At 61.0% G+C, this 16843-nt stretch carries 24 protein-coding genes and 1 pseudogene; 14 read left to right on the forward strand and 11 right to left on the reverse strand.

Features of this window, described 5'->3' with window-relative positions:
- Window positions 1–112: 112 nt before the first annotated feature.
- The 3 genes and pseudogenes from ACS5Q0_RS17680 to ACS5Q0_RS17690 all read right to left on the reverse strand — a co-directional run bounded on the left by ACS5Q0_RS17680 (window position 113) and on the right by ACS5Q0_RS17690 (window position 2242).
- Window positions 113–874 carry a methyl-accepting chemotaxis protein gene (locus ACS5Q0_RS17680; RefSeq protein WP_473128013.1) on the reverse strand — a complete coding sequence of 254 codons (762 nt, stop codon included), beginning with the start codon at window positions 872–874 and terminating at the stop codon, window positions 113–115.
- A 231-nt stretch (window positions 875–1105) separates the two neighbouring features.
- Window positions 1106–1783 (reverse strand): annotated as a pseudogene (locus tag ACS5Q0_RS17685) (MCP four helix bundle domain-containing protein); the annotation flags it as partial.
- Between the two features lie 291 nt (window positions 1784–2074).
- Entirely contained in the window at window positions 2075–2242 is a 168-nt protein-coding gene (locus tag ACS5Q0_RS17690; RefSeq protein ID WP_473127968.1) for a hypothetical protein, read from the reverse strand.
- Between the two features lie 146 nt (window positions 2243–2388).
- Here ACS5Q0_RS17690 and ACS5Q0_RS17695 point away from each other — a divergent pair, with 146 nt between their 5' ends.
- Entirely contained in the window at window positions 2389–2655 is a 267-nt protein-coding gene (locus tag ACS5Q0_RS17695; protein ID WP_473127969.1) for a GlsB/YeaQ/YmgE family stress response membrane protein, read from the forward strand.
- A 71-nt stretch (window positions 2656–2726) separates the two neighbouring features.
- On the opposite strand, the gene ACS5Q0_RS17700 is transcribed toward ACS5Q0_RS17695, so the two are convergent.
- Window positions 2727–2966: a YgaP-like transmembrane domain gene (locus tag ACS5Q0_RS17700; RefSeq protein ID WP_473127970.1), complete on the reverse strand. Its 240-nt coding sequence runs from the start codon at window positions 2964–2966 to the stop codon at window positions 2727–2729.
- A gap of 126 nt (window positions 2967–3092) precedes the next feature.
- On the opposite strand from ACS5Q0_RS17700, the gene ACS5Q0_RS17705 reads away from it, so the two are divergent.
- A complete protein-coding gene (locus ACS5Q0_RS17705; protein ID WP_473127971.1) occupies window positions 3093–3587 on the forward strand; it encodes a YciE/YciF ferroxidase family protein in 495 nt (164 codons plus the stop codon).
- Between the two features lie 66 nt (window positions 3588–3653).
- Here the strand turns inward: ACS5Q0_RS17705 and ACS5Q0_RS17710 are convergent, their stop codons facing one another.
- From ACS5Q0_RS17710 to ACS5Q0_RS17720, 3 genes are all read right to left on the reverse strand, one after another.
- The gene (locus tag ACS5Q0_RS17710; RefSeq protein WP_473127972.1) at window positions 3654–3902 is read right to left on the reverse strand and encodes a hypothetical protein; all 249 of its coding nucleotides are present in this window, start codon (window positions 3900–3902) and stop codon (window positions 3654–3656) included.
- Complete coding sequence (locus tag ACS5Q0_RS17715; protein ID WP_473127973.1) at window positions 3889–4530, reverse strand: acyl-homoserine-lactone synthase; 642 nt, start codon at window positions 4528–4530, stop codon at window positions 3889–3891. The genes ACS5Q0_RS17710 and ACS5Q0_RS17715 overlap by 14 nt, the downstream gene beginning before the upstream one ends.
- 81 nt (window positions 4531–4611) lie before the next feature.
- The gene (locus ACS5Q0_RS17720; RefSeq protein ID WP_473127974.1) at window positions 4612–5349 is read right to left on the reverse strand and encodes a LuxR family transcriptional regulator; all 738 of its coding nucleotides are present in this window, start codon (window positions 5347–5349) and stop codon (window positions 4612–4614) included.
- Window positions 5350–5514: 165 nt separating this feature from the next.
- Between ACS5Q0_RS17720 and ACS5Q0_RS17725 the strand changes: the two genes are divergently transcribed.
- The 9 genes from ACS5Q0_RS17725 to ACS5Q0_RS17765 all read left to right on the forward strand — a co-directional run bounded on the left by ACS5Q0_RS17725 (window position 5515) and on the right by ACS5Q0_RS17765 (window position 10953).
- Window positions 5515–5847, forward strand: a complete 333-nt coding sequence (locus ACS5Q0_RS17725) for a helix-turn-helix domain-containing protein (protein ID WP_473127975.1) — start codon at window positions 5515–5517, stop codon at window positions 5845–5847.
- Window positions 5848–6070: 223 nt separating this feature from the next.
- Window positions 6071–6598, forward strand: a complete 528-nt coding sequence (locus ACS5Q0_RS17730; protein ID WP_473127976.1) for a hypothetical protein — start codon at window positions 6071–6073, stop codon at window positions 6596–6598.
- A gap of 12 nt (window positions 6599–6610) precedes the next feature.
- Complete coding sequence (locus ACS5Q0_RS17735) at window positions 6611–7006, forward strand: phage holin family protein (RefSeq protein WP_473127977.1); 396 nt, start codon at window positions 6611–6613, stop codon at window positions 7004–7006.
- Window positions 7003–7416 (forward strand): DUF3618 domain-containing protein, encoded by a 414-nt coding sequence (locus tag ACS5Q0_RS17740; protein WP_473127978.1) that lies wholly within the window; start codon window positions 7003–7005, stop codon window positions 7414–7416. The genes ACS5Q0_RS17735 and ACS5Q0_RS17740 overlap by 4 nt, the downstream gene beginning before the upstream one ends.
- 20 nt (window positions 7417–7436) lie before the next feature.
- Window positions 7437–8096, forward strand: a complete 660-nt coding sequence (locus tag ACS5Q0_RS17745) for a hypothetical protein (RefSeq protein WP_473127979.1) — start codon at window positions 7437–7439, stop codon at window positions 8094–8096.
- 386 nt (window positions 8097–8482) lie between these two features.
- Window positions 8483–8836: a response regulator gene (locus tag ACS5Q0_RS17750; protein WP_473127980.1), complete on the forward strand. Its 354-nt coding sequence runs from the start codon at window positions 8483–8485 to the stop codon at window positions 8834–8836.
- 43 nt (window positions 8837–8879) lie between these two features.
- Window positions 8880–9923 (forward strand): UV damage endonuclease UvsE, encoded by a 1044-nt coding sequence (locus ACS5Q0_RS17755; RefSeq protein ID WP_473127981.1) that lies wholly within the window; start codon window positions 8880–8882, stop codon window positions 9921–9923.
- 82 nt (window positions 9924–10005) lie between these two features.
- A complete protein-coding gene (locus ACS5Q0_RS17760) occupies window positions 10006–10455 on the forward strand; it encodes a response regulator (protein WP_473127982.1) in 450 nt (149 codons plus the stop codon).
- A gap of 186 nt (window positions 10456–10641) precedes the next feature.
- A complete protein-coding gene (locus ACS5Q0_RS17765; RefSeq protein ID WP_473127983.1) occupies window positions 10642–10953 on the forward strand; it encodes an SWIB/MDM2 domain-containing protein in 312 nt (103 codons plus the stop codon).
- Window positions 10954–10971: 18 nt separating this feature from the next.
- On the opposite strand, the gene ACS5Q0_RS17770 is transcribed toward ACS5Q0_RS17765, so the two are convergent.
- Window positions 10972–11601, reverse strand: coding sequence for a hypothetical protein (locus ACS5Q0_RS17770; RefSeq protein ID WP_473127984.1), 630 nt, complete (start codon window positions 11599–11601; stop codon window positions 10972–10974).
- A gap of 84 nt (window positions 11602–11685) precedes the next feature.
- Here ACS5Q0_RS17770 and ACS5Q0_RS17775 point away from each other — a divergent pair, with 84 nt between their 5' ends.
- Both ACS5Q0_RS17775 and ACS5Q0_RS17780 read left to right on the forward strand, forming a co-directional pair.
- Window positions 11686–12549, forward strand: a complete 864-nt coding sequence (locus ACS5Q0_RS17775; RefSeq protein ID WP_473127985.1) for a D-amino-acid transaminase — start codon at window positions 11686–11688, stop codon at window positions 12547–12549.
- A 53-nt stretch (window positions 12550–12602) separates the two neighbouring features.
- Window positions 12603–12944: a hypothetical protein gene (locus ACS5Q0_RS17780; protein WP_473127986.1), complete on the forward strand. Its 342-nt coding sequence runs from the start codon at window positions 12603–12605 to the stop codon at window positions 12942–12944.
- 18 nt (window positions 12945–12962) lie between these two features.
- Here the strand turns inward: ACS5Q0_RS17780 and ACS5Q0_RS17785 are convergent, their stop codons facing one another.
- The 3 genes from ACS5Q0_RS17785 to ACS5Q0_RS17795 all read right to left on the reverse strand — a co-directional run bounded on the left by ACS5Q0_RS17785 (window position 12963) and on the right by ACS5Q0_RS17795 (window position 15713).
- Window positions 12963–13970 (reverse strand): hypothetical protein, encoded by a 1008-nt coding sequence (locus ACS5Q0_RS17785; RefSeq protein ID WP_473127987.1) that lies wholly within the window; start codon window positions 13968–13970, stop codon window positions 12963–12965.
- A 173-nt stretch (window positions 13971–14143) separates the two neighbouring features.
- Entirely contained in the window at window positions 14144–14746 is a 603-nt protein-coding gene (locus ACS5Q0_RS17790; RefSeq protein ID WP_473127988.1) for a DUF1134 domain-containing protein, read from the reverse strand.
- Window positions 14747–14888: 142 nt separating this feature from the next.
- Window positions 14889–15713, reverse strand: coding sequence for a 3'(2'),5'-bisphosphate nucleotidase CysQ family protein (locus ACS5Q0_RS17795; protein ID WP_473127989.1), 825 nt, complete (start codon window positions 15711–15713; stop codon window positions 14889–14891).
- Between the two features lie 174 nt (window positions 15714–15887).
- Here ACS5Q0_RS17795 and chpT point away from each other — a divergent pair, with 174 nt between their 5' ends.
- On the forward strand, window positions 15888–16529 hold the full coding sequence (gene chpT / locus ACS5Q0_RS17800) for a histidine phosphotransferase ChpT (protein WP_473127990.1): 642 nt from the start codon (window positions 15888–15890) through the stop codon (window positions 16527–16529).
- The last annotated feature ends 314 nt before the right edge of the window (window positions 16530–16843 follow it).

A 16843-nucleotide genomic window follows, 5' to 3' on the forward strand; every position in this document is an offset into this window, starting at 1 on the left:
GCTCTGGAGATGGGAATTGGCCGGAGCAGTCGAGCATCGGGCACTGCCTTGAGGACATATCCGATGCTCGGTCGCTAGCGGAGCGAAACGCTCCGCTCAACTTTGCTGAAGACTAGGCTGCCCTGACTTCCATCAGGAAGCTCGACACTTCGCGCCCAAGGTCATTCGAGCGCGTTGCGAGCTCCTGGGCGGCGTCGAGCACCTGGGATGCCGCCGCGCCTGTGTCGCCAGCCCCTTTCTGGACATCGACAATATTGCCGGTCACCTGCTCTGTGCCGCGGGCGGCCTCCTGCACGTTGCGGGCAATTTCAGTGGTTGCTGCCCCTTGCTCCTCCATTGCTGCTGCAATGGAGAGGGAGATTTCCGACATCTCATTGATGGTGCGCGCGATATCCTGAATTGCTCCCACCGTCTGCTGGGTCGCCTGCTGAACGGAGCTGATCTGCAGTGAAATCTCCTCCGTGGCCTTCGCGGTCTGGCTGGCGAGATCCTTCACTTCCGATGCGACAACGGCAAAGCCCTTTCCTGCCTCTCCGGCACGCGCGGCTTCGATGGTGGCATTGAGTGCGAGGAGGTTCGTCTGGCTTGCAATATTGTTGATGAGCTGGATTACGTTCCCGATTTTCTCGGCTGTGCCGGCGAGCTCCTGCACCAGCCCGTTCGTGCGCTCGGCGCCTTCCACGGCGCGTTTGGCGACGTGCGATGATTGGGTCACCTGCGCCGCAATTTCGCGAATGGAAATGGAGAGTTCCTCGGTCGCCGCTGCCACCGTTTGAACATTTGCAGAAGTCTGCTGCGCAGCCGAGGACACGGTCATCGATTGATCAGTCGTCTGGCCTGCAACCGCTGCCATCGAGCGCGCGGCGGCTTCCATCTCGCTTGCTGAAGCTGAGAGATGCTGAACGAGGCCGCCTACGCTGCGCTCGAACTGTTGGGCAAGGGCGGCCATTTCGGCCTTGCGCTTCGCCACCGTCTGGCTCTCGGCAGCGGCCTGTTCTTCTCTGAGTCGTTGAGCATCCTGCATGGCGCCGGCAAAGATCTGGGTCGCCTTCCAGATATCGCCGATCTCGTCTCGGCTGGACTTGACGTGGGGCAGATTGAAGTCGCCGGATGCCAGCTTCTGGAGAGCGGCATTGAGGATCTGAAGCGGTCGAGCGATTTGGCGATTGCCGATCAGCCAGCACAGGAGAAGCGCAATGACAGCACCACCAGCAGCAAGGGACACCAGGAGCCTCAGCATCGTGTCATAAAGAATGGTGGTCTGCTGGTCGATGCGCTCGATCGCCTTTCTTCCATGCTCCATCAGTTCGTCGATACTGACCTGAAAGTCCTTTCTGTTGGCTCGGTTCGCCTCCGTGTTGCCCTGGGCGTTCGCTGCAGCCGGCGAAACCTCGCTTCCGAGGCGCACGGTTTCCGTTCGAAAGGCTTTGAAGTCGGCCGCTTGCTTCTTCAAGGCTTCGAAGGACGCGACGTCCTCGGCGGGTAGGATGGGTTGCCATTGACCGAGAAGTGCATCGATCTCTTTGAGTGCAACCAGAGATCCTGCCCCGAATTTTTTAGCTTCCTGCGTGGTGGTCGAAGCATAGATGCCCCGCGATTCCATCACGACGTGGGTGACGAGCCGGTTGAGGCGCTCGGCATAAAGAGCCCGAAGGGCAGAATCTCTCACATCATCGATAGCCGCATCGTACGTGCGGATGGTATAGATTCCAACGCCGGCGATGACGGCTGCGAGTAAACTCAGCGCGGAAGCGAGTGCATAGAGCTTTGTTTTGATTTTCATTGATATCCCCCCTTAAGGCACAGTGCTCATCATTGTAGAAGCACTGGTAGCCGCTATAGCGGGGGTAGCTTGCGCGAGACTTCTTTCTCTGGGCTTTGGTTTTTGAGGAGGGCAACCCGGCGGAGCCACATCTCCGTAGGTCCGGAGGGCGGCTGCCGCTGAAGAAATGTTAGATAGCTGTATGTCGGTCAGGGAAACCTTACCATCGCTGTCTTATCGTTCAGCGGAAGCTCTCGGTTCCTGAGCGGTCATTGGTGGCGGCGGGTCCGGAACGAGCGTGTGTCGTCGAGGTCAGAGCTCCTCGGCCGCCGGAACGATCCCAAGTTCGTTGAGCTTGGCGCGGACGTCCGCGATCGGGCGCTTGAGCTTGAGGCTGATCACCGAGGGGGGCATTCCTTCCTGAGCCAGTGCCTTGAGCAACTGAACAGCCTCGAAGGTCCAGGGTGATACAGTGTTCATTATCTTCATCTCCGGATATGCTTAAGCAGGGTCTTCTTCAACTACGGCGAGATCATGGAAAAATGCCGTTCCCGGACGTCTGCGCGCCGCAACCTTAGCTTGGGATGTGCGTTCCTTGAGAAGGCAACCCACTCAGGGATTAAACCATGACCATTATCTGGACCATCATTATCGGATTCGTGGCCGGCCTCATCGCCAAATGGATCATGCCGGGCCGGAACGAGCCTTCCGGTTTCATCATGACCACCATTCTCGGCATCATCGGCGCGGTCGTCGCCACCTATCTCGGGAGAGCCGTTGGCTGGTATGGCCCCAATGACGGCGCAAACTTCATCGGCGCCATCGTCGGAGCCGTTATCGTGCTCTTCATCTATGGCCTTATCGTCGGCCGCCGTTCCACCACGACTTATTGATCGGGTCGTCTTGGCAAATGGGCCGCACTCTCGAGTGCGGCCCATTTCTTTGCGCGCGCGAATGGGGTCAGTCACGCTTCGTGATGGCCCATCAGAGCCGCTTTGACCGGGCAATTGCCGACATAGCCGCGCCAAGCCAGATAGGAGCCTCCGGCAAGGGCCAGCACATTCAGCAGCGGGTTCGGACGAGGTTTGGCGGCCGCGGCGGCCAGGCCGAGGCCGACGAGCATGTAGATGCCGCGCTCCGATGTGCTGAGGTTCGGCTCTCCATCCATCAGGGATCCGGCTCCTGCCGAGGTGATATTCGCCACGTTCTTTCTCCTTCGATTGCAGGGGGCGAACGCAACGCTGATCGGTGTTGTTCCGCAGCCTAGGCGGTAAGGAACCGGAAAACTTGACCGTCGTTGAGTCCAGGCTTGCCAACATGGAGTGAGACAATGCCCGCCAAGGAAAAGACTTTGAACGACCTGTTCCTTCACACCCTGAAGGACATTTTCTACGCCGAGAAGCAGATCCTGAAAGCGCTGCCGAAGATGGCCAAGAACGCGGAATCCGAGGAGCTGAGGCAGGCTTTCGAAACACACCGCGAAGAGACCGAGGGGCAGATCGAGCGTCTCGAGAAGGTTTTCGAGATGCTGGGCAAACCCGCTCGCGGTGTTCAATGTGAGGCGATCAACGGCATTATCGAGGAAGGCAAAGAGGTCATGGAAGACTTCGCCGACAGCGAGGCTCTTGACGCCGGCATCCTGGCTGCGGCCCAGGCCGTGGAGCACTATGAGATCACGCGGTACGGCTCCCTGAGAACCTGGGCTCAGGAGTTGGGAATGAACGACGCCGCCAAACTTCTCGACCAGAATTTAGAGGAAGAGAAGAAGACGGATGCGCTGCTGACCAAGCTCGCAGAGGCACGCGTCAACACCAAAGCCGCTTGATCGCCGGTATAGCGATGGAGCCCCGCCCTCCGGCGGGGCTTGCCTTGCGGCGGCGTGAGGGCCGTATCAGTGTCTGTGGGGCAGGCAAGGGTCGATCGCGGTGTCGAGCGTCAACCGCAAAGTTCCCGACGGCTGGACCTCAAGCGTTGCTTTCATGGTGTCCGGCTGTTCGACCAGATGCAGAAATGCCAGGAACCTGAGGCGCGCGACCGGAGGCAGCAGACCGATCAACTGACAGAAATTCTCGCGAACTCCATGAATCATCTCCTCTTGCACGAAAGTGGAAAGGGGGAGCTTATCGTCAGGCAGCGACATGGGGCACCTGATGGATCGAATGGGTTGGAATGCCGTGCCGGACGAGGGATGCCCCACGCAATCCGGCAAGTTTTCGAACATGCTCGAGGCTTGCAACCGAGATCTCGATGGCGGCTGCGATGCAGGGTTGCCCTTCGATGATCTGAGGTAGCCCGAGCGGGCGAACCTTGAAGCTGGTCTGTTGCCAGCGCGGGAGCCACCACATCTCCACGACGGCAGTGACCTCGCTAATGCCTGCCTCCAGACAGAACTCCTGCATGGCCGCCAGAAGGCGGCAATCGGTCCGTCCCGTGCGGCGTTCCTTCACGACAAAATAACGGGTCCATTCGAAGGTATCCGCCGACCGCGGGATTCCCTGCTGCGCCATATGGGGGAAGACCTCGCTGATCATGTGGGGCAGGAGAGTCGGATAGAGACGCTGCCCGCCAACGACGCGGTTTGAGTCGATGGCGAGGAGATAAATGGCGTGTTCGTTGTCATAGGCATCGATCTCGAGCCCTGTGGGGCTTCTCAGGCCGCTCCAGCCGCGCTCTTCCACGAAGACCTGATGGCGAAGACGGTAGAATTCCTGAATGCTGTCCTCGTATAAATACCTGTTATCGTGCGTAATCACATGAACATGGGTCATCGATGTCATCCCCTCTGTGCCGGAATGACATTTCACTCAAAATATAGGCGAATGGTATTGTAGGAAATTACAGGTACAGGATCAGATTTGAATCAGCTTGTACTGCATGGCCCGTGCTACGGCTTGAGTTTTGTTGCTGGCGCCGAGTTTCTGGCAGGCGCTGACGATATGGGCGGTTACCGTACGTTCGGTAATTCCAAGAATATCCCCGGTATCGGCCGCCGATTTCCCCGCTGCAGCCCATAAGAGGGCCTCCCGCTCCCGAGGGGTTAGGAGATCCGCTTTTCGACAGGGGAGGGGATCGAGGACCTGCCGGACCCGTTCGAAGGCATACATGGACATGAGGTGGAGGGCGGGCTTGACCCGCGAGGTCAGGTCCAGATCGACGCCACTCATGGAGAAGCAGGCCTCATACCCATTGACGCCGTGAATCGGCAGGCAAAATCCGTCTTTCATTCTGAAATCCGTAGCCCGGTGCATCACCTCGGCCGCACGGGGCTCCTTCTCCTGGTTGAAAGGAGCCTCGGACCACTCGAAAGGTTGCACCGTGGTCCTGCAGAGGCGAATGACAGGATCAACCCTCACATAATCCTGCTTCGCATAGATATCGTACCAGCCAAGGGGCCACTTCTTCAGGATAACGACTTGTTCGAACCGTTCTTTCGGGTTCGGCAAACCTGTCATGATGAAGTTTTCAAAGCCAAAAATGGCGAATGATTTGGCAATTTCCTCCATGATTGCTTCGGCTGTACGGAGATTTTCGATCCTTGCGATAAAATCGAAGGCCTCTGCCGCATGATCGTAGCTGTGCTGTGGCACCGGTTCCCCCAACGGTATTTCTATCATAAGGTGTATATTCTATATCTACTACTCCTGGTTAGGAAAGGGGTATAAGGGTTCAACTCAGGCTCGCGTCGATGGGAGAGTGGATTGCAGCAGAGGTCGCCCAGTGGCGTGGACAGGCATATCGGGAGTCGGGTGCGGATGAGGCGGCTCATGCTCGGCATGAGTCAGGACAGGCTGGCAGAAGCCCTGGGGCTCACGTTCCAGCAGATCCAGAAATACGAAAAGGGGGCCAACCGTATCGGGGCAAGCCGCCTTCTTCAGATCGCGGGCATCCTGGACGTGAACATCGAATTCTTCTTCGGCGATTGCCCCGGCTTTTCGAGAAATGGACCTGCGGCCGACAGTGCCATGGCCGAGTTCCTGCTCACCCCGTACGGCGAGCGCCTGGTCCGCGGGTACTTGCGTCTGAAGGACGACGAGATGCGCCGGAGGGTGGTCGATCTGGTCGATTGGCTTGCCTCTCTGCGCTGAGCCGAGCCCCAGGCCCGCCGCGCGTGCCTCATGCGGACGACATCGGGCGCCCCTGATTTTGAAGGGCCCGGCCGGTGGAGTCGGAGTGAGAAGCTGCTTTCCTCGCGATGGATCGGGGCCGAACTCTCTGGCGGGAATGGGATTCCGGGCGAAAGAGCCTTGAGCCCTGCGGAACCTGCCGCGCTTCTGGTGGTTACTTCCTCACGATTGAGAGAGGTTGACCATGGGCGTGGGACAGCAAAACGGAAACAGGCAGCAGGATAGCGGGGGCGACGAGTGGGATGCCCTCAAGGGCGATGTCGGCGAGATGGCCGGCGCGGCCGTCGAGCGCGGCCGCTATTTCATCGACTCGGCGCGCGAGCAGGCGACCGACTATGCCGACCGCCGCAAGGACGATGTGGCCCAGTCGGTTGCGGATTTCGCAACGTCCTTGCGCGAGTCGACGCATTCCTTCGATGAGCGGCCGAACATTCGCGCTGTCGTCGACAGCGCTGCCGATGGCTTGGAGCATCTGGCGGACTCGATCCGTGACAAAAGCTTCGCAGATATCTTCAATGATTTCGAGGACGTCGTCCGACGCCGTCCGGCAACGGTGGCTGCCGTATCGGTTGCGGTCGGCTTCCTGGCAGCGCGCTTTCTTAAAAGCACCGCAGAGGATATGCGCCAGGAGCGCATGAACCCGAGCGTATCTCGGCCCCGTCGCGACAGGCCCCAGCCGGCACAGCCCACGGGCGCCAGAGCTGGGGCATGAACGGAGGCGCTCATGCAGGGCAATACCAATCAAACCATACAGGGTCTCGTCGGTGAGGCCCTGCGCGAGTCCACCGACCTCGCGCAGAAGGAATTCACGCTCTTTCGCACGGAAATTTCCCAGAATATCCGGACCCTCTTCATCGGGCTTGCAATGGTCGTGGTGGCGGCGATCTTCGCGATCGCCGCGGTCATGCTCCTGACGGAGTCGCTTGTCGAGTGGCTGGCGACAATTGTCCATTCAGAAGCGCTGGCGGCTCTCATTGTCGGCGGTGTTCTGGCTGTCATCGCGATCGGTCTTGGTCTCTACGGGCGCCATGCCATGTCGGCCTCGGCGCTCACGCCTCAAAGGACTGTGCGTTCGCTCAAGCGTGATGCGGAAGTTCTCTCCGAAAGAGGTGCAGGATGACACAGAGCCTTCAGGAATTGGAGAAGGACATCGAGCAGAGCCGTGCGCAACTCGACCGCACCATCGATCAGCTCCAGAACAAGATGACCGTTTCGGGTGTCGTCGACGACATGCTGGGCACAGCCCGGGCGAGCCAATACGGCCCGCTCTACGACAGGGTTCTCGAAACGGTGCGGAGCAATCCGGTGCCGGTGATGCTGATCGCTGCCGGGCTCGGCCTGCTGGCCTATCGCTTGGGGCGGCCCGTGCGGCGCCGTCCGACCCGGCTGATCGCTGCGGACGAGGATTTCATCACCGAGCAGGATCTCACGGGAGAGCCCGACGATCTGCGTCTTTACGGCTCGGGAGCCGCTCCGCTGGAGCAGACGGACGGGATGTTCGACCGCCGTAGAACGAACTCCCGCATTTGATAACGGAACAGGAGCTTTTCATGGCCAACACGAAGAACGAAGGCGGCAAGTCGCCGACCGAAACGCATACTGAGACCGGATCCGGCAGGGTTTCGGCAGGGACCTCGGTGGGCAATATCGGCGAGGCGCCGATGCCGCATGCGCAGGACGAGAAGAAAAGCGCATCCCAAACCCAGCGGCGCGATACGCAGGATCAGGGCGGCTCGATGGCTGGCAAGGCTCAACAGATGGCCGGCGATATGCGCGATCGCGCGGAGGATGCCTACGAGGGTGCTTCCGAATGGGCGCGGGATACTTACGATCGGGCGTCCGAATGGGCGTCCGGTGCCTATGAGGGACAGCGCCGTCGCGTCCGTCACATGGGCGGCCGGTCCGCCAGGGCGTTCGGCAATGTCCGGGGCGGCATGCAGGACTACGTTTCCGAAAATCCGATGGTCGTCGGCCTAGTGGGTCTCGCTGCCGGCCTTCTCCTCGGAGCCCTTCTGCCGCGCACACGGCGCGAGAACGAGGTTTTCGGCGAGTGGGCCGACGAGGTTCGCAACCAGGGTCTCCGTTATGCCCGCGAGGCAGCCGATCGCGGCCGCGAATACGTGCAGGAGAACTTCACCGGCGACGAGGCGCAGTTCAGCCGTCATGAAAGCGAGTTCGGTTCGGGGGAACGAGACGCCAACAGGCACTGACGAAAACCTCCTCTGACTGATATGCGTGAAAGCGCCGGCATGATGCCGGCGCTTTTTCTTTGCCGCGATTTCAAGGAACGAGATGCGCCAGAAAAGGCAACGGCCACGGCGAAATGATGCGCGTACATCCGGCGTCATCATTTCGGCATCGTGACCGTATCTGGCAGGCGATGTGCCGCCAGGTTGATGCTGATTTGGTGCTGTAACGGCTCAGTTTCAAGGAGCCGCTTCGGAATTTACCATAACCGTCGAAAGCCGTGGAGATTTCAGCAGAGCTGGAACCTCGGTCTTCACAAAGCCGTTGCTCACAAGGGTTGGAACAGGGTTGCCGTCAGCGGGGAATACAGATTTCGAGAGCTGTCGATTGAATCTGGCGGAGTGTTCGTGTGCGTATCCTGATTTTGGAAGATGATCCTTTTATCGCCTCTGACCTCCAGACGATTCTGGAGGACGATGGGCATGAGGTTGTCGGCGTTTTCCCATCGCTTGCGGAAACCTACGAGCACCTCGACGATGGCTTCGATTATGCACTCCTCGATGTAGACGTGGTGGGTGGCAAGAGCTTCGGCGTGGCATCGGCGCTCGCCGAGCGGGATATTCCATTCGCTTTCGTCTCCGCATCTCAGCCTGGCGATTTGCCTTCATCCCTTTGCCAGGCCGCCTTTATCTCCAAGCCTTTCGAGGAGAGGGCCATTCTGCAATCGATCAGCGGCGCTTCTTCCCGTGCCTATTCATGCTAATGGCTTGGGGCAGAAATCCGTCATTCGAGATTCTGCCTCGACCATGCCCACTCCTCGACTAGGCTTCTGCTGCAAGTTCGTGCCCGATGATCGTGATGCGGTCGCGGCGCGGCGGATGAACACAACGACGGTCACGATGGCCTATCTTGGCCGGCTTGAGCCGAAGGCGGCATACGACAAGATCGTCTCCGTCGTGTCTCATAACCTGGATGCGATCACACGGCAGATTGAGCATGTCGCAACCCGTCCCGCCCTGGAACGCCTTCATCGTCTTTCGAGCGATCTCCTGCCCGGCTACACGCATCCGGCATGCCGGCAAATCTATGAAGATCACGATCTGAGAGGCCTGATCGAAAGCAAGCTCGCTTCCGCGGGGCAGCACGCTCGGGCGCATGGCGTGCGTCTCAGCATGCATCCCAGCCAGTTCTGTGTGATCGCTTCGGCAAACCCATCGGCCGTCACCAATGGTGTGGCCGAGTTCGAGTATCATGCGGATGTGATGCGCTATTTGGGATACGGCGCGGGATGGCACCCTGACGGCGCGCATATCAACATTCACGGCGGCGCGAAGGCGGTCGGAGCCGAGGGTCTGCGGGAGGGGCTGCGGCGGCTGTCGGAAACCGCGCGCAACCTGATCACCCTCGAGAACGATGAGGTCAGTTTCGGCCTCGACGATCTGCTGCCGCTGGCGGACATGGTTCCTCTCGTGCTCGATCTGCACCATCATTGGATCAAGAGCGAGGGCGAGTACATCGAGCCGGACGATCCCAGGATCGAAACCATCGCGGCCTCCTGGCGCGGCGTGCGGCCGCTCAGCCATGTCAGCGTGTCCCGCGAGACCCTGCTGGCTGACCACGACGTCCACGTTCTCCCGGATTATGAGGCACTCGTTCAGGCCGGGATCAAGCCGAGAGACTTGCGGGGTCACTCCGACCTCATGTGGAATCGGGCTCTCAACGATCTCGTGGCGCGCCATCTCAGGTGGACCGACTTCGAGGTGGAGGCGAAACTGAAGAACATTGCTTCCGAGGGGCTGGCGCGCCATGTGGGGACGTCTCTCCCCAGGACCGAGCCGTCACCCGCTTGAATTCGCCCATCGGCCCGTCTCGGCCGTGGAACAACTCGGCCGCTCGAGCGTTTTGGAGCATTGTGCCGTCCGCGAGTGCCTGATGCCTGAATCCCCATCCACAGTTCTTTTGGTCGAGGACGAACCTCTCATCCGCTTGTTTGTCGCCGAGCTCCTGGAAGATTCCGGGTTCAAGGTCGTTGAGGCAGCGAACTCGACGGAGGCGATCGTCCTTCTGGATGCAGGCCTCGAAATCGACGTTCTGCTCACGGATGTCGACATGCCGAACGGCTGCAACGGGTTCCAATTGGCTCACAAGGTTCACGAATCCTGGCCGAAGACCGAAATTCTCATCATGTCGGGCCGCCGCTGGCCGGCCGAGGGCGATCTTCCGCTGGGGGCGGCCTTTCTGGCCAAGCCCTGCCCGAATGAAGCCATCGTCTCTCACGTTCATTCGGCGGCCGAGCGGTCCAGGCGTCACCCCGGCAAGGGAACGGAGAATCCTCGTCCTCAGGAAACGGCGAGAATCCTCCCTTTTCCGAAAACAGCCTAAATTCCTGAACTCTATCTTGCTGAAGGCGCAGAGCAGACATAAGCTCTGCGCGAATTGACCTTCCATCGGGGACTGGGGTCTTGAAAACAGTCTCCGGACTTTCCAACCCAGGGAAGGTCAATAGGCTTGCGGTGCCACGACAGACGGCTGCCGACGAGCTTTCCCACTCTACTCCCGGAGGAATACATGCCGACCAAGACGACAGACGGAAAAGCCGGAGCGAAGAAGGCTGATGCCAAGCCTGCCGCTGGTTCTAAGCCCAATGCCCTTCAGAAGCCCCTGCAGCCGTCCAAGGAGCTGGCCGCCATCGTCGGCTCGAACCCCCTGCCGCGCGGCGAGGTGGTGAGCAAGATGTGGGACTACATCAAGAAGAACAACCTGCAGAACCCCGAGAACAAGCGCGAGATTCTCGCCGACGACAAGCTGCAGCCAATCTTCGGCAAGCCGAAGGTGACCATGTTCGAGATGAACAAGCACCTCGCTCAGCACCTGAAGTAAGCCTTCAGGCTGCCCCGGTCAGGAATTCTGCCGCCATTGAGCGAGCGGCAGGATTTCCGGCCTCTCGCCTGGCGCTCGCCTCCATGGGTCGACCGCCCATTCCTGTCCGCTCCCCTTCTCCACGATGACCGCCGAGAAATGCGGGTAGCGCCCATCCAGGAAGAACCCCCGCGACTCCGGCCGTTCGACCTGATGATAGGTCAGCAAGCCCTTCTCCTGTAGGACGAGCAGCAGGCTCGTCGTATTGGCTGTCTCGTCCAGGCAGTCCATCTGACCGTGCACGCCGGACATCTGGGCCGGTGAGCCGGGGAGGTCCGGCCTGCCGCCGATCGAGGCGGTGACATAGGATGTATAGGAACTCACCACCTGCGCGAGGGCATTGCGCTCCGCGGAGGGGGAGGCCCTGCCGGCCCTGAGGAGCGCGCTGGCCCGACCGAGCCAGGCTCCATCCACCGCAACCACCTGACGCCGGGAACAGCCATAGCCATGGCAGGCGATGATCTTGCCGCCATTAGGCTCGACATATCCCTGACTCTTGAACCATCTCAGCGCCGCCTGCGAAGCGAAGACGGGAGAGGCGAGCAGGAGCAGGAGGGCTGCCGAAAGAAGGGGTGGCGTCGCTTTCATCGAGAGAGTACCTAGGGCCATGCTGGTTTGCCAGCTCATGTAGGTCGCTCGACCGCATCGCCTATCGGCCAAGGTTGCTCAAAAACTCCATCCTTCGAGGTATTCATGTCCCGCATCGTGTTCCTGAACGGCTCCTTCCTCCCCCTGGAGGAGGCAAGAGTGCCTTTCATGGATCGAGGGTTTCTCTTCGGGGATGGCGTGTATGAGGGTGTCGGCGTTCTGGAAGGGCGACTCGTCGACAACGACGCGCATCTCGAACGCCTGGAGCGCTCTCTTCGCGAGGTGCGCATCCCGAATCCTTACAGCCGGACGGAATGGACGCACCTCGAGGAGGAGCTCGCCCGCCGGAACGGGATGACGGAAGGCTTCATCTATTTCCAGGTAACCCGGGGAGTGGCCGAGCGGGATTTCACCTTCACGGACGATATCACCCCGAGCGTCGCCATGTTCACGCAGGCGAAGTCCATTGTGAACGCGCCCGCCGCCGCAACGGGTATTGCCGTCATCACCGTACCGGACCTGCGCTGGAAGCGCCGCGACATCAAATCGCTGAACCTGCTGGCTCAGGTTCTCGCCAAACAGGCTGCCAAGGAGGCGGGAGCGCAGGAGGCCTGGATGGTGGAGGACGGCTTCGTGACGGAGGGCGGCTCCTCCAGCGGCTTCATCATCACCCGGGAAGGCCGCATCGTCGCGCGCCCGCTGTCGAACGCCATCCTGCCGGGCATCACGCGCAAGGCGCTCCTGGCCCTGTCGAAAGACGCAGGTATCGAACTCGAAGAGCGCCTGTTCACGGTTGAAGAGGCTTATGACGCCGCAGAGGCCTTCATGACGAGCGCATCCACTTTCGTACTCCCCATCGTTTCCATCGACGGGCGCGCCATCGGCGACGGCAAGCCCGGTCCGATCACGAAGAAACTGCGTGAGATCTATATCCGGATGGCCACGAGCCCGCGCATGGCCGCCGAATAGCCAAAGCGGAACCGCCTCGTGGATCGCCCGTTGCCTCCCGAAAGGAGCGATCCATGAAGCGAATTCTGGTTCTATCCCTGGCCCTGGCCGGCGGCGTCACGGCGGCGCTGGCGCAGAACCCCAATGTTCTGAACCAGCAGGCGCCGAACATGCCGCCACTCCAGCAATTGCCCCCTGAAAAGGTGGAGCCGCCGGGCTCGGTGACGCCCAAGGATCCGCCATCGACCGGTTCGACCTTGAGCGACAAGCTCGAAAAATCCGACGGGGTCATCCGCCCGCCGGAAACCGGGGCTCCCGACATGACCGTGCCCGCGCCCGTGCCGAATCCGGGCACGACCCCGGTCATCCCGCCGCCCGGCAGCCCTGGCGGCAATCAGCGGGTCGAGCCGAAATAAACTCAGAACGTGTAAGGCTCAGGACGCGGCGGGACCAGGCTGGTTCTGCTTTCCAGCCGGCTTGCCGCGCCGCCTGTTGTTGCGCCCGTTGCCGCCGCGGCGCGAGGGGCCGCCGTTGGCGTTCATCACCTTCGCGGCGACTTCGCTGATCTGGCGGCGCAGCTCTTCATCTCCCTTGCCGGAGCCTTCCTGGCTGGTGAGGCGGTTCTGCGCCTCGTCGCGCTCCGCTTCGACTTCACGAATGCGCTGCTCCAGGATCAGTCCGCGCTCCTGCTCGGCCGCCAGGTCACGCGCGAGATCGGTAAGGCGCTTGCGTTCGTCCGAGAGTTCCGAGTGGCGCTCGTTGAGAGCGCGCTCGAAGTCGTTGCCGCGCGCCGTCTGCGTCATCAGTCGGGTTTCGAGATCCGAGATCGCGATTCGCTTGGCGTCGATCTCGGTGAGGGCCGCCGTCAGGCGCTGATCGGCATCGGTGTATCCGGATTCCACCTGGGCGAACTTTTCCTGCGCATGAAGCAGTTCGGTTTTGAGCTTGGAGCGCTCGCTCTGGGTGATGTCGAGCTCCATGCGGGTATTGGACAATTCGTCCAGGGTCGCCCGATGTGCATTCTCGAGCGCCGCAAGGGTTTCGCGGGTGCTGGACAGAAAGGTGCGGGTCTGGCCCAGCTCGTCGTCGATGGCAGCGAGCTTCGTCTGCGCTTCCGCGAGTGTCGTTTCGAGCTGCGCGACCGTCACGTCGCGTTGGGCCAGAGTGCTCTCGAGAGCTTCGATCCGCACGGCGCGACGCCCCAGCTCTTCCATGCTCTCGTGCTTGGCGGCCAGGGCTTCCTCGGCCTTGCGTTCGATTTTGCGCTGCAGCACCGCGAACTCGGCGCGAAGGTGATCCTTCTCCGCCGTCAGCTCGGAGATGGACATGGGAAACAGCGCCTCGGCCCGGCGACGCGCAAGACGCTCCGCACGGGCATTGATGGCAGGGATGATGAGGAGCGCGATGAGGGTTGCAGCCACAAACCCCAGCGCAAAAATCATGATGCTTTCAACCACGCGGACGCCAACTCCAAGAGACCTGACCGGTAACGCTCAAGCACCTTGTCTTGTGCCTGCGCAGCTTTCCAGGGCGATCGGCCCTAGCTTGCCGGTTTTAGTGCATCTTTGAACTGTTTCCACCGGTAGGGAAGCGGGCCCTGGGGACGCAGGGATCCCTAGAAGGGGTTCCAGGTGGGCTCCGGCGTGAATTTCAGATAGCCCATGTTGACACCCAGCCGCGCTCCGACGCCCGTGCGGATCGGAACCACGATCATTTCGTCGGCCGCCAGAGCCGTCACGCCGAAGCCGCCGAGGAAATAGGCCGAGCCGTCGATCCCGACGAAGCGCTTATAGAGGGCGTCCGTGAACGGCATGTTGTAGACGAGCATCATGGTCCGCGCGCCTTCGCCGCCGAAATCGAAGCCGACCGACGGTCCCTGCCAGAAGATTTTCCGCTGGCCCGCATTGCGAGTGAACAGCTTGCCTTCGCCGTAGCGCAGGCCGCCAATGAGGGCCCCGGAGGCCTCCTGGCCGAGGATATAGCCGTTTGGCTCGCCCCACCGGCGCACGGCCTCCTCAAGGGCCGTCGCCAAGCCTCTGGACGCCGAGCCGAAGAATTGGTGGCCAGACTCGACCAGCTCGTTGGAATTGAAGGAGTTCGGCCCGCCCGGATTGTTCGCATAGGCGCGCTGCACACTCTGGGCCGCAGCCTGAAGGGGGAGGGCGCCGGCAAGGGCAGCTAAAGCCACCGCGGCAGCCAATGAAAATCGGGAGCGCATGGGCTATCTCCTCGTACAAGACAGGGGACGATCCGACTTTTGGGGCCGGACGGCTTCTACCGAACCCTGACTTTACGGGCATCAACCCTAACAATCTCTGTATAACCGGCGCTTTTGTGCCGCAGGGCCGGCTCCAGGGTTCTCAGGCCGCCGCTGCCGGAAGGTCCAGCTTGAGTGCGAGCGAGGAATCACCCAGCGCGGCGAAAGGACCATTCCGATAGCCGCGCTCCTCATGACCATAGGTCAGGGGAATGCCGCCCGGGCCGACGACGCTGCCTCCGGCGCAGCAGAGAATATGGTCGCCTGCGGCCGTATCCCATTCCATCGTCGCTCCGCAGCGCACATAAATATCGGCCTGGCCCGAGGCGATGAGGCAGAATTTGAGGGCGGAGGACGTCATGCGCCTCGTGCCGATGGACAGGGTGGACAGGCAGGCTTCCGTGGCGCTGTCCCCGTGCCGGCGGCTCACGAGGGCGACGAGGCCCTCTTCGGGCGCGTTCCTGACCCCGATGTCCTGCCAGTCGAACCTATCATCGCCCTCCGGCGGCATGGTGCTCATCCGGGCCCTGGTGCCTGCGATCCAGACGGAGCCCAGAGCCGGCGCAGCAACGACGGCGGCCAATGGGCGGCTCTCCCGGATCATTGCGATGTTGACGCTGTATTCGCCCGTGCCGCGGATGAAGTCTCCCGTGCCGTCGAGGGGATCCACCAGAAAGAAGACATTCTCAGAATGAGCCGTGCTGGCCGTCTCCTCCGCGACTACCGGCACATGGGGCCAAGCTTCCTGCAGGCGGCGGATGATCAGCTCTTCCGCAGCCAGATCGGCCGCCGTGGTCGGGCTGCCGTCAGGCTTGATGTGCTTTTCGATCAGCGCGCTCTCCATGCCGCGGAGAAGATGGGCGGCCTCTGCGGCTATAGGGGCAAGCCTCAGGGCAATTTCATCAGGATGGGAGACGTCGAGCCGCATGATGGATTTGTGCCTGTTCTCGGAAGACCTGTCGATCTCTTTTACCTGCTTTCCAAAGAACTCATAGCCGGGTATCTCGGTTCACATTCTCTTTCCTCTTCGGCTGTCTTCGTGAAACCTGAAATTCAGAATTTCATGAATCCAGTGTTGAACTTACGGTCTTCCGGAGCCCTTATGGCCACCATCTCTCTTGATTCGCTCGATCTCGCCGCCCTCCTTTGCTCGCGCGTCTGCCACGACGTGATTTCGCCGGTGGGCGCGATCGTCAACGGGCTCGAGGTCCTGGAGGATGACAGCGACACCTCGATGCGCGAGTTCGCCCTCGACCTGATCCAGAAGAGCGCCCGCCAGGCCTCCGCCCGACTTCAGTTCGCCCGTCTCGCCTTCGGCGCGGCCGGTTCCGCCGGAGCGTCCATCGACCTCGGCGATGCCGAGCAGGTGGCGCGGGGTCTTTTCCTGGACGACAAGATCAGCTTCTCCTGGTCCTCCCCACGTCTTCTCTTCCCGAAGAACAGGGTCAAGCTTCTCCTCAACCTGATCATGATCGCCACCACCGCCATCCCGCGCGGCGGCGCCATTTCCGTAACGGTGACGGGCGACGCGGAGAATTGCGAATTCTCGATCAAGGCCAAGGGCCTCAATGCGCGCATTCCCGCCCATTCGCAGGATCTGCTGGCAGGCACCTCGGAGAGCGGCACGGTGGATGCCCACGGCATCCAGGTCTTTTACGCCGGCATGGTGGCGCGTGCGTCGAACATGAACATCGCCTTCAGCATTGAGGGCGACGAAGTGACGATCACAGCAGCGACGATGTAAGATTGATTCAGGGTGTAAGGCGGTCGGATTTCAAAGATCGCCCGCCTTACGCAACCTGCTCGCCCTTGCGGACTGCGAGGGCCGGGACAAGCACCCGCCGAGACGATCACTAGAGTGGCAGGCGTAGCGAAGCACGAACCCATGAAGGCTTCGCTCGTGCTCAGGGTGTCGACATAGACCTGTCCACAATCCATCAAATGCGACTACGGCGCCGATGGGGCCTGCCATAGCCAGAGCGCATGAATTTCTGATCTTCTACGGGCGTGGTCTCTTGCGAAAGAGAAGTCGCGCCGTGCGCAATGAAGACGAAAGTG

It is taken from the genome of Microvirga sp. HS2 (assembly GCF_055792805.1).

Excerpts from the sequence above, each read along its gene's own strand:
- ACS5Q0_RS17715 (WP_473127973.1), bottom strand. The coding sequence starts at position 4,530 with ATGACCCATGTTCATGTGATTACGCACGATAACAGGTATTTATACGAG.
- ACS5Q0_RS17690 (WP_473127968.1), bottom strand. The coding sequence starts at position 2,242 with ATGAACACTGTATCACCCTGGACCTTCGAGGCTGTTCAGTTGCTCAAG.
- ACS5Q0_RS17735 (WP_473127977.1), top strand. The coding sequence starts at position 6,611 with ATGCAGGGCAATACCAATCAAACCATACAGGGTCTCGTCGGTGAGGCC.
- ACS5Q0_RS17780 (WP_473127986.1), top strand. The coding sequence starts at position 12,603 with ATGAAGCGAATTCTGGTTCTATCCCTGGCCCTGGCCGGCGGCGTCACG.
- ACS5Q0_RS17755 (WP_473127981.1), top strand. The coding sequence starts at position 8,880 with ATGCCCACTCCTCGACTAGGCTTCTGCTGCAAGTTCGTGCCCGATGAT.
- ACS5Q0_RS17680 (WP_473128013.1), bottom strand. The coding sequence starts at position 874 with ATGGAAGCCGCCGCGCGCTCGATGGCAGCGGTTGCAGGCCAGACGACT.
- ACS5Q0_RS17760 (WP_473127982.1), top strand. The coding sequence starts at position 10,006 with ATGCCTGAATCCCCATCCACAGTTCTTTTGGTCGAGGACGAACCTCTC.
- ACS5Q0_RS17740 (WP_473127978.1), top strand. The coding sequence starts at position 7,003 with ATGACACAGAGCCTTCAGGAATTGGAGAAGGACATCGAGCAGAGCCGT.
- ACS5Q0_RS17695 (WP_473127969.1), top strand. The coding sequence starts at position 2,389 with ATGACCATTATCTGGACCATCATTATCGGATTCGTGGCCGGCCTCATC.
- ACS5Q0_RS17790 (WP_473127988.1), bottom strand. The coding sequence starts at position 14,746 with ATGCGCTCCCGATTTTCATTGGCTGCCGCGGTGGCTTTAGCTGCCCTT.
- ACS5Q0_RS17770 (WP_473127984.1), bottom strand. The coding sequence starts at position 11,601 with ATGGCCCTAGGTACTCTCTCGATGAAAGCGACGCCACCCCTTCTTTCG.
- chpT (WP_473127990.1), top strand. The coding sequence starts at position 15,888 with ATGGCCACCATCTCTCTTGATTCGCTCGATCTCGCCGCCCTCCTTTGC.
- ACS5Q0_RS17785 (WP_473127987.1), bottom strand. The coding sequence starts at position 13,970 with ATGATTTTTGCGCTGGGGTTTGTGGCTGCAACCCTCATCGCGCTCCTC.
- ACS5Q0_RS17705 (WP_473127971.1), top strand. The coding sequence starts at position 3,093 with ATGCCCGCCAAGGAAAAGACTTTGAACGACCTGTTCCTTCACACCCTG.
- ACS5Q0_RS17765 (WP_473127983.1), top strand. The coding sequence starts at position 10,642 with ATGCCGACCAAGACGACAGACGGAAAAGCCGGAGCGAAGAAGGCTGAT.
- ACS5Q0_RS17795 (WP_473127989.1), bottom strand. The coding sequence starts at position 15,713 with ATGCGGCTCGACGTCTCCCATCCTGATGAAATTGCCCTGAGGCTTGCC.
- ACS5Q0_RS17775 (WP_473127985.1), top strand. The coding sequence starts at position 11,686 with ATGTCCCGCATCGTGTTCCTGAACGGCTCCTTCCTCCCCCTGGAGGAG.
- ACS5Q0_RS17725 (WP_473127975.1), top strand. The coding sequence starts at position 5,515 with ATGAGGCGGCTCATGCTCGGCATGAGTCAGGACAGGCTGGCAGAAGCC.
- ACS5Q0_RS17745 (WP_473127979.1), top strand. The coding sequence starts at position 7,437 with ATGGCCAACACGAAGAACGAAGGCGGCAAGTCGCCGACCGAAACGCAT.
- ACS5Q0_RS17730 (WP_473127976.1), top strand. The coding sequence starts at position 6,071 with ATGGGCGTGGGACAGCAAAACGGAAACAGGCAGCAGGATAGCGGGGGC.
- ACS5Q0_RS17710 (WP_473127972.1), bottom strand. The coding sequence starts at position 3,902 with ATGTCGCTGCCTGACGATAAGCTCCCCCTTTCCACTTTCGTGCAAGAG.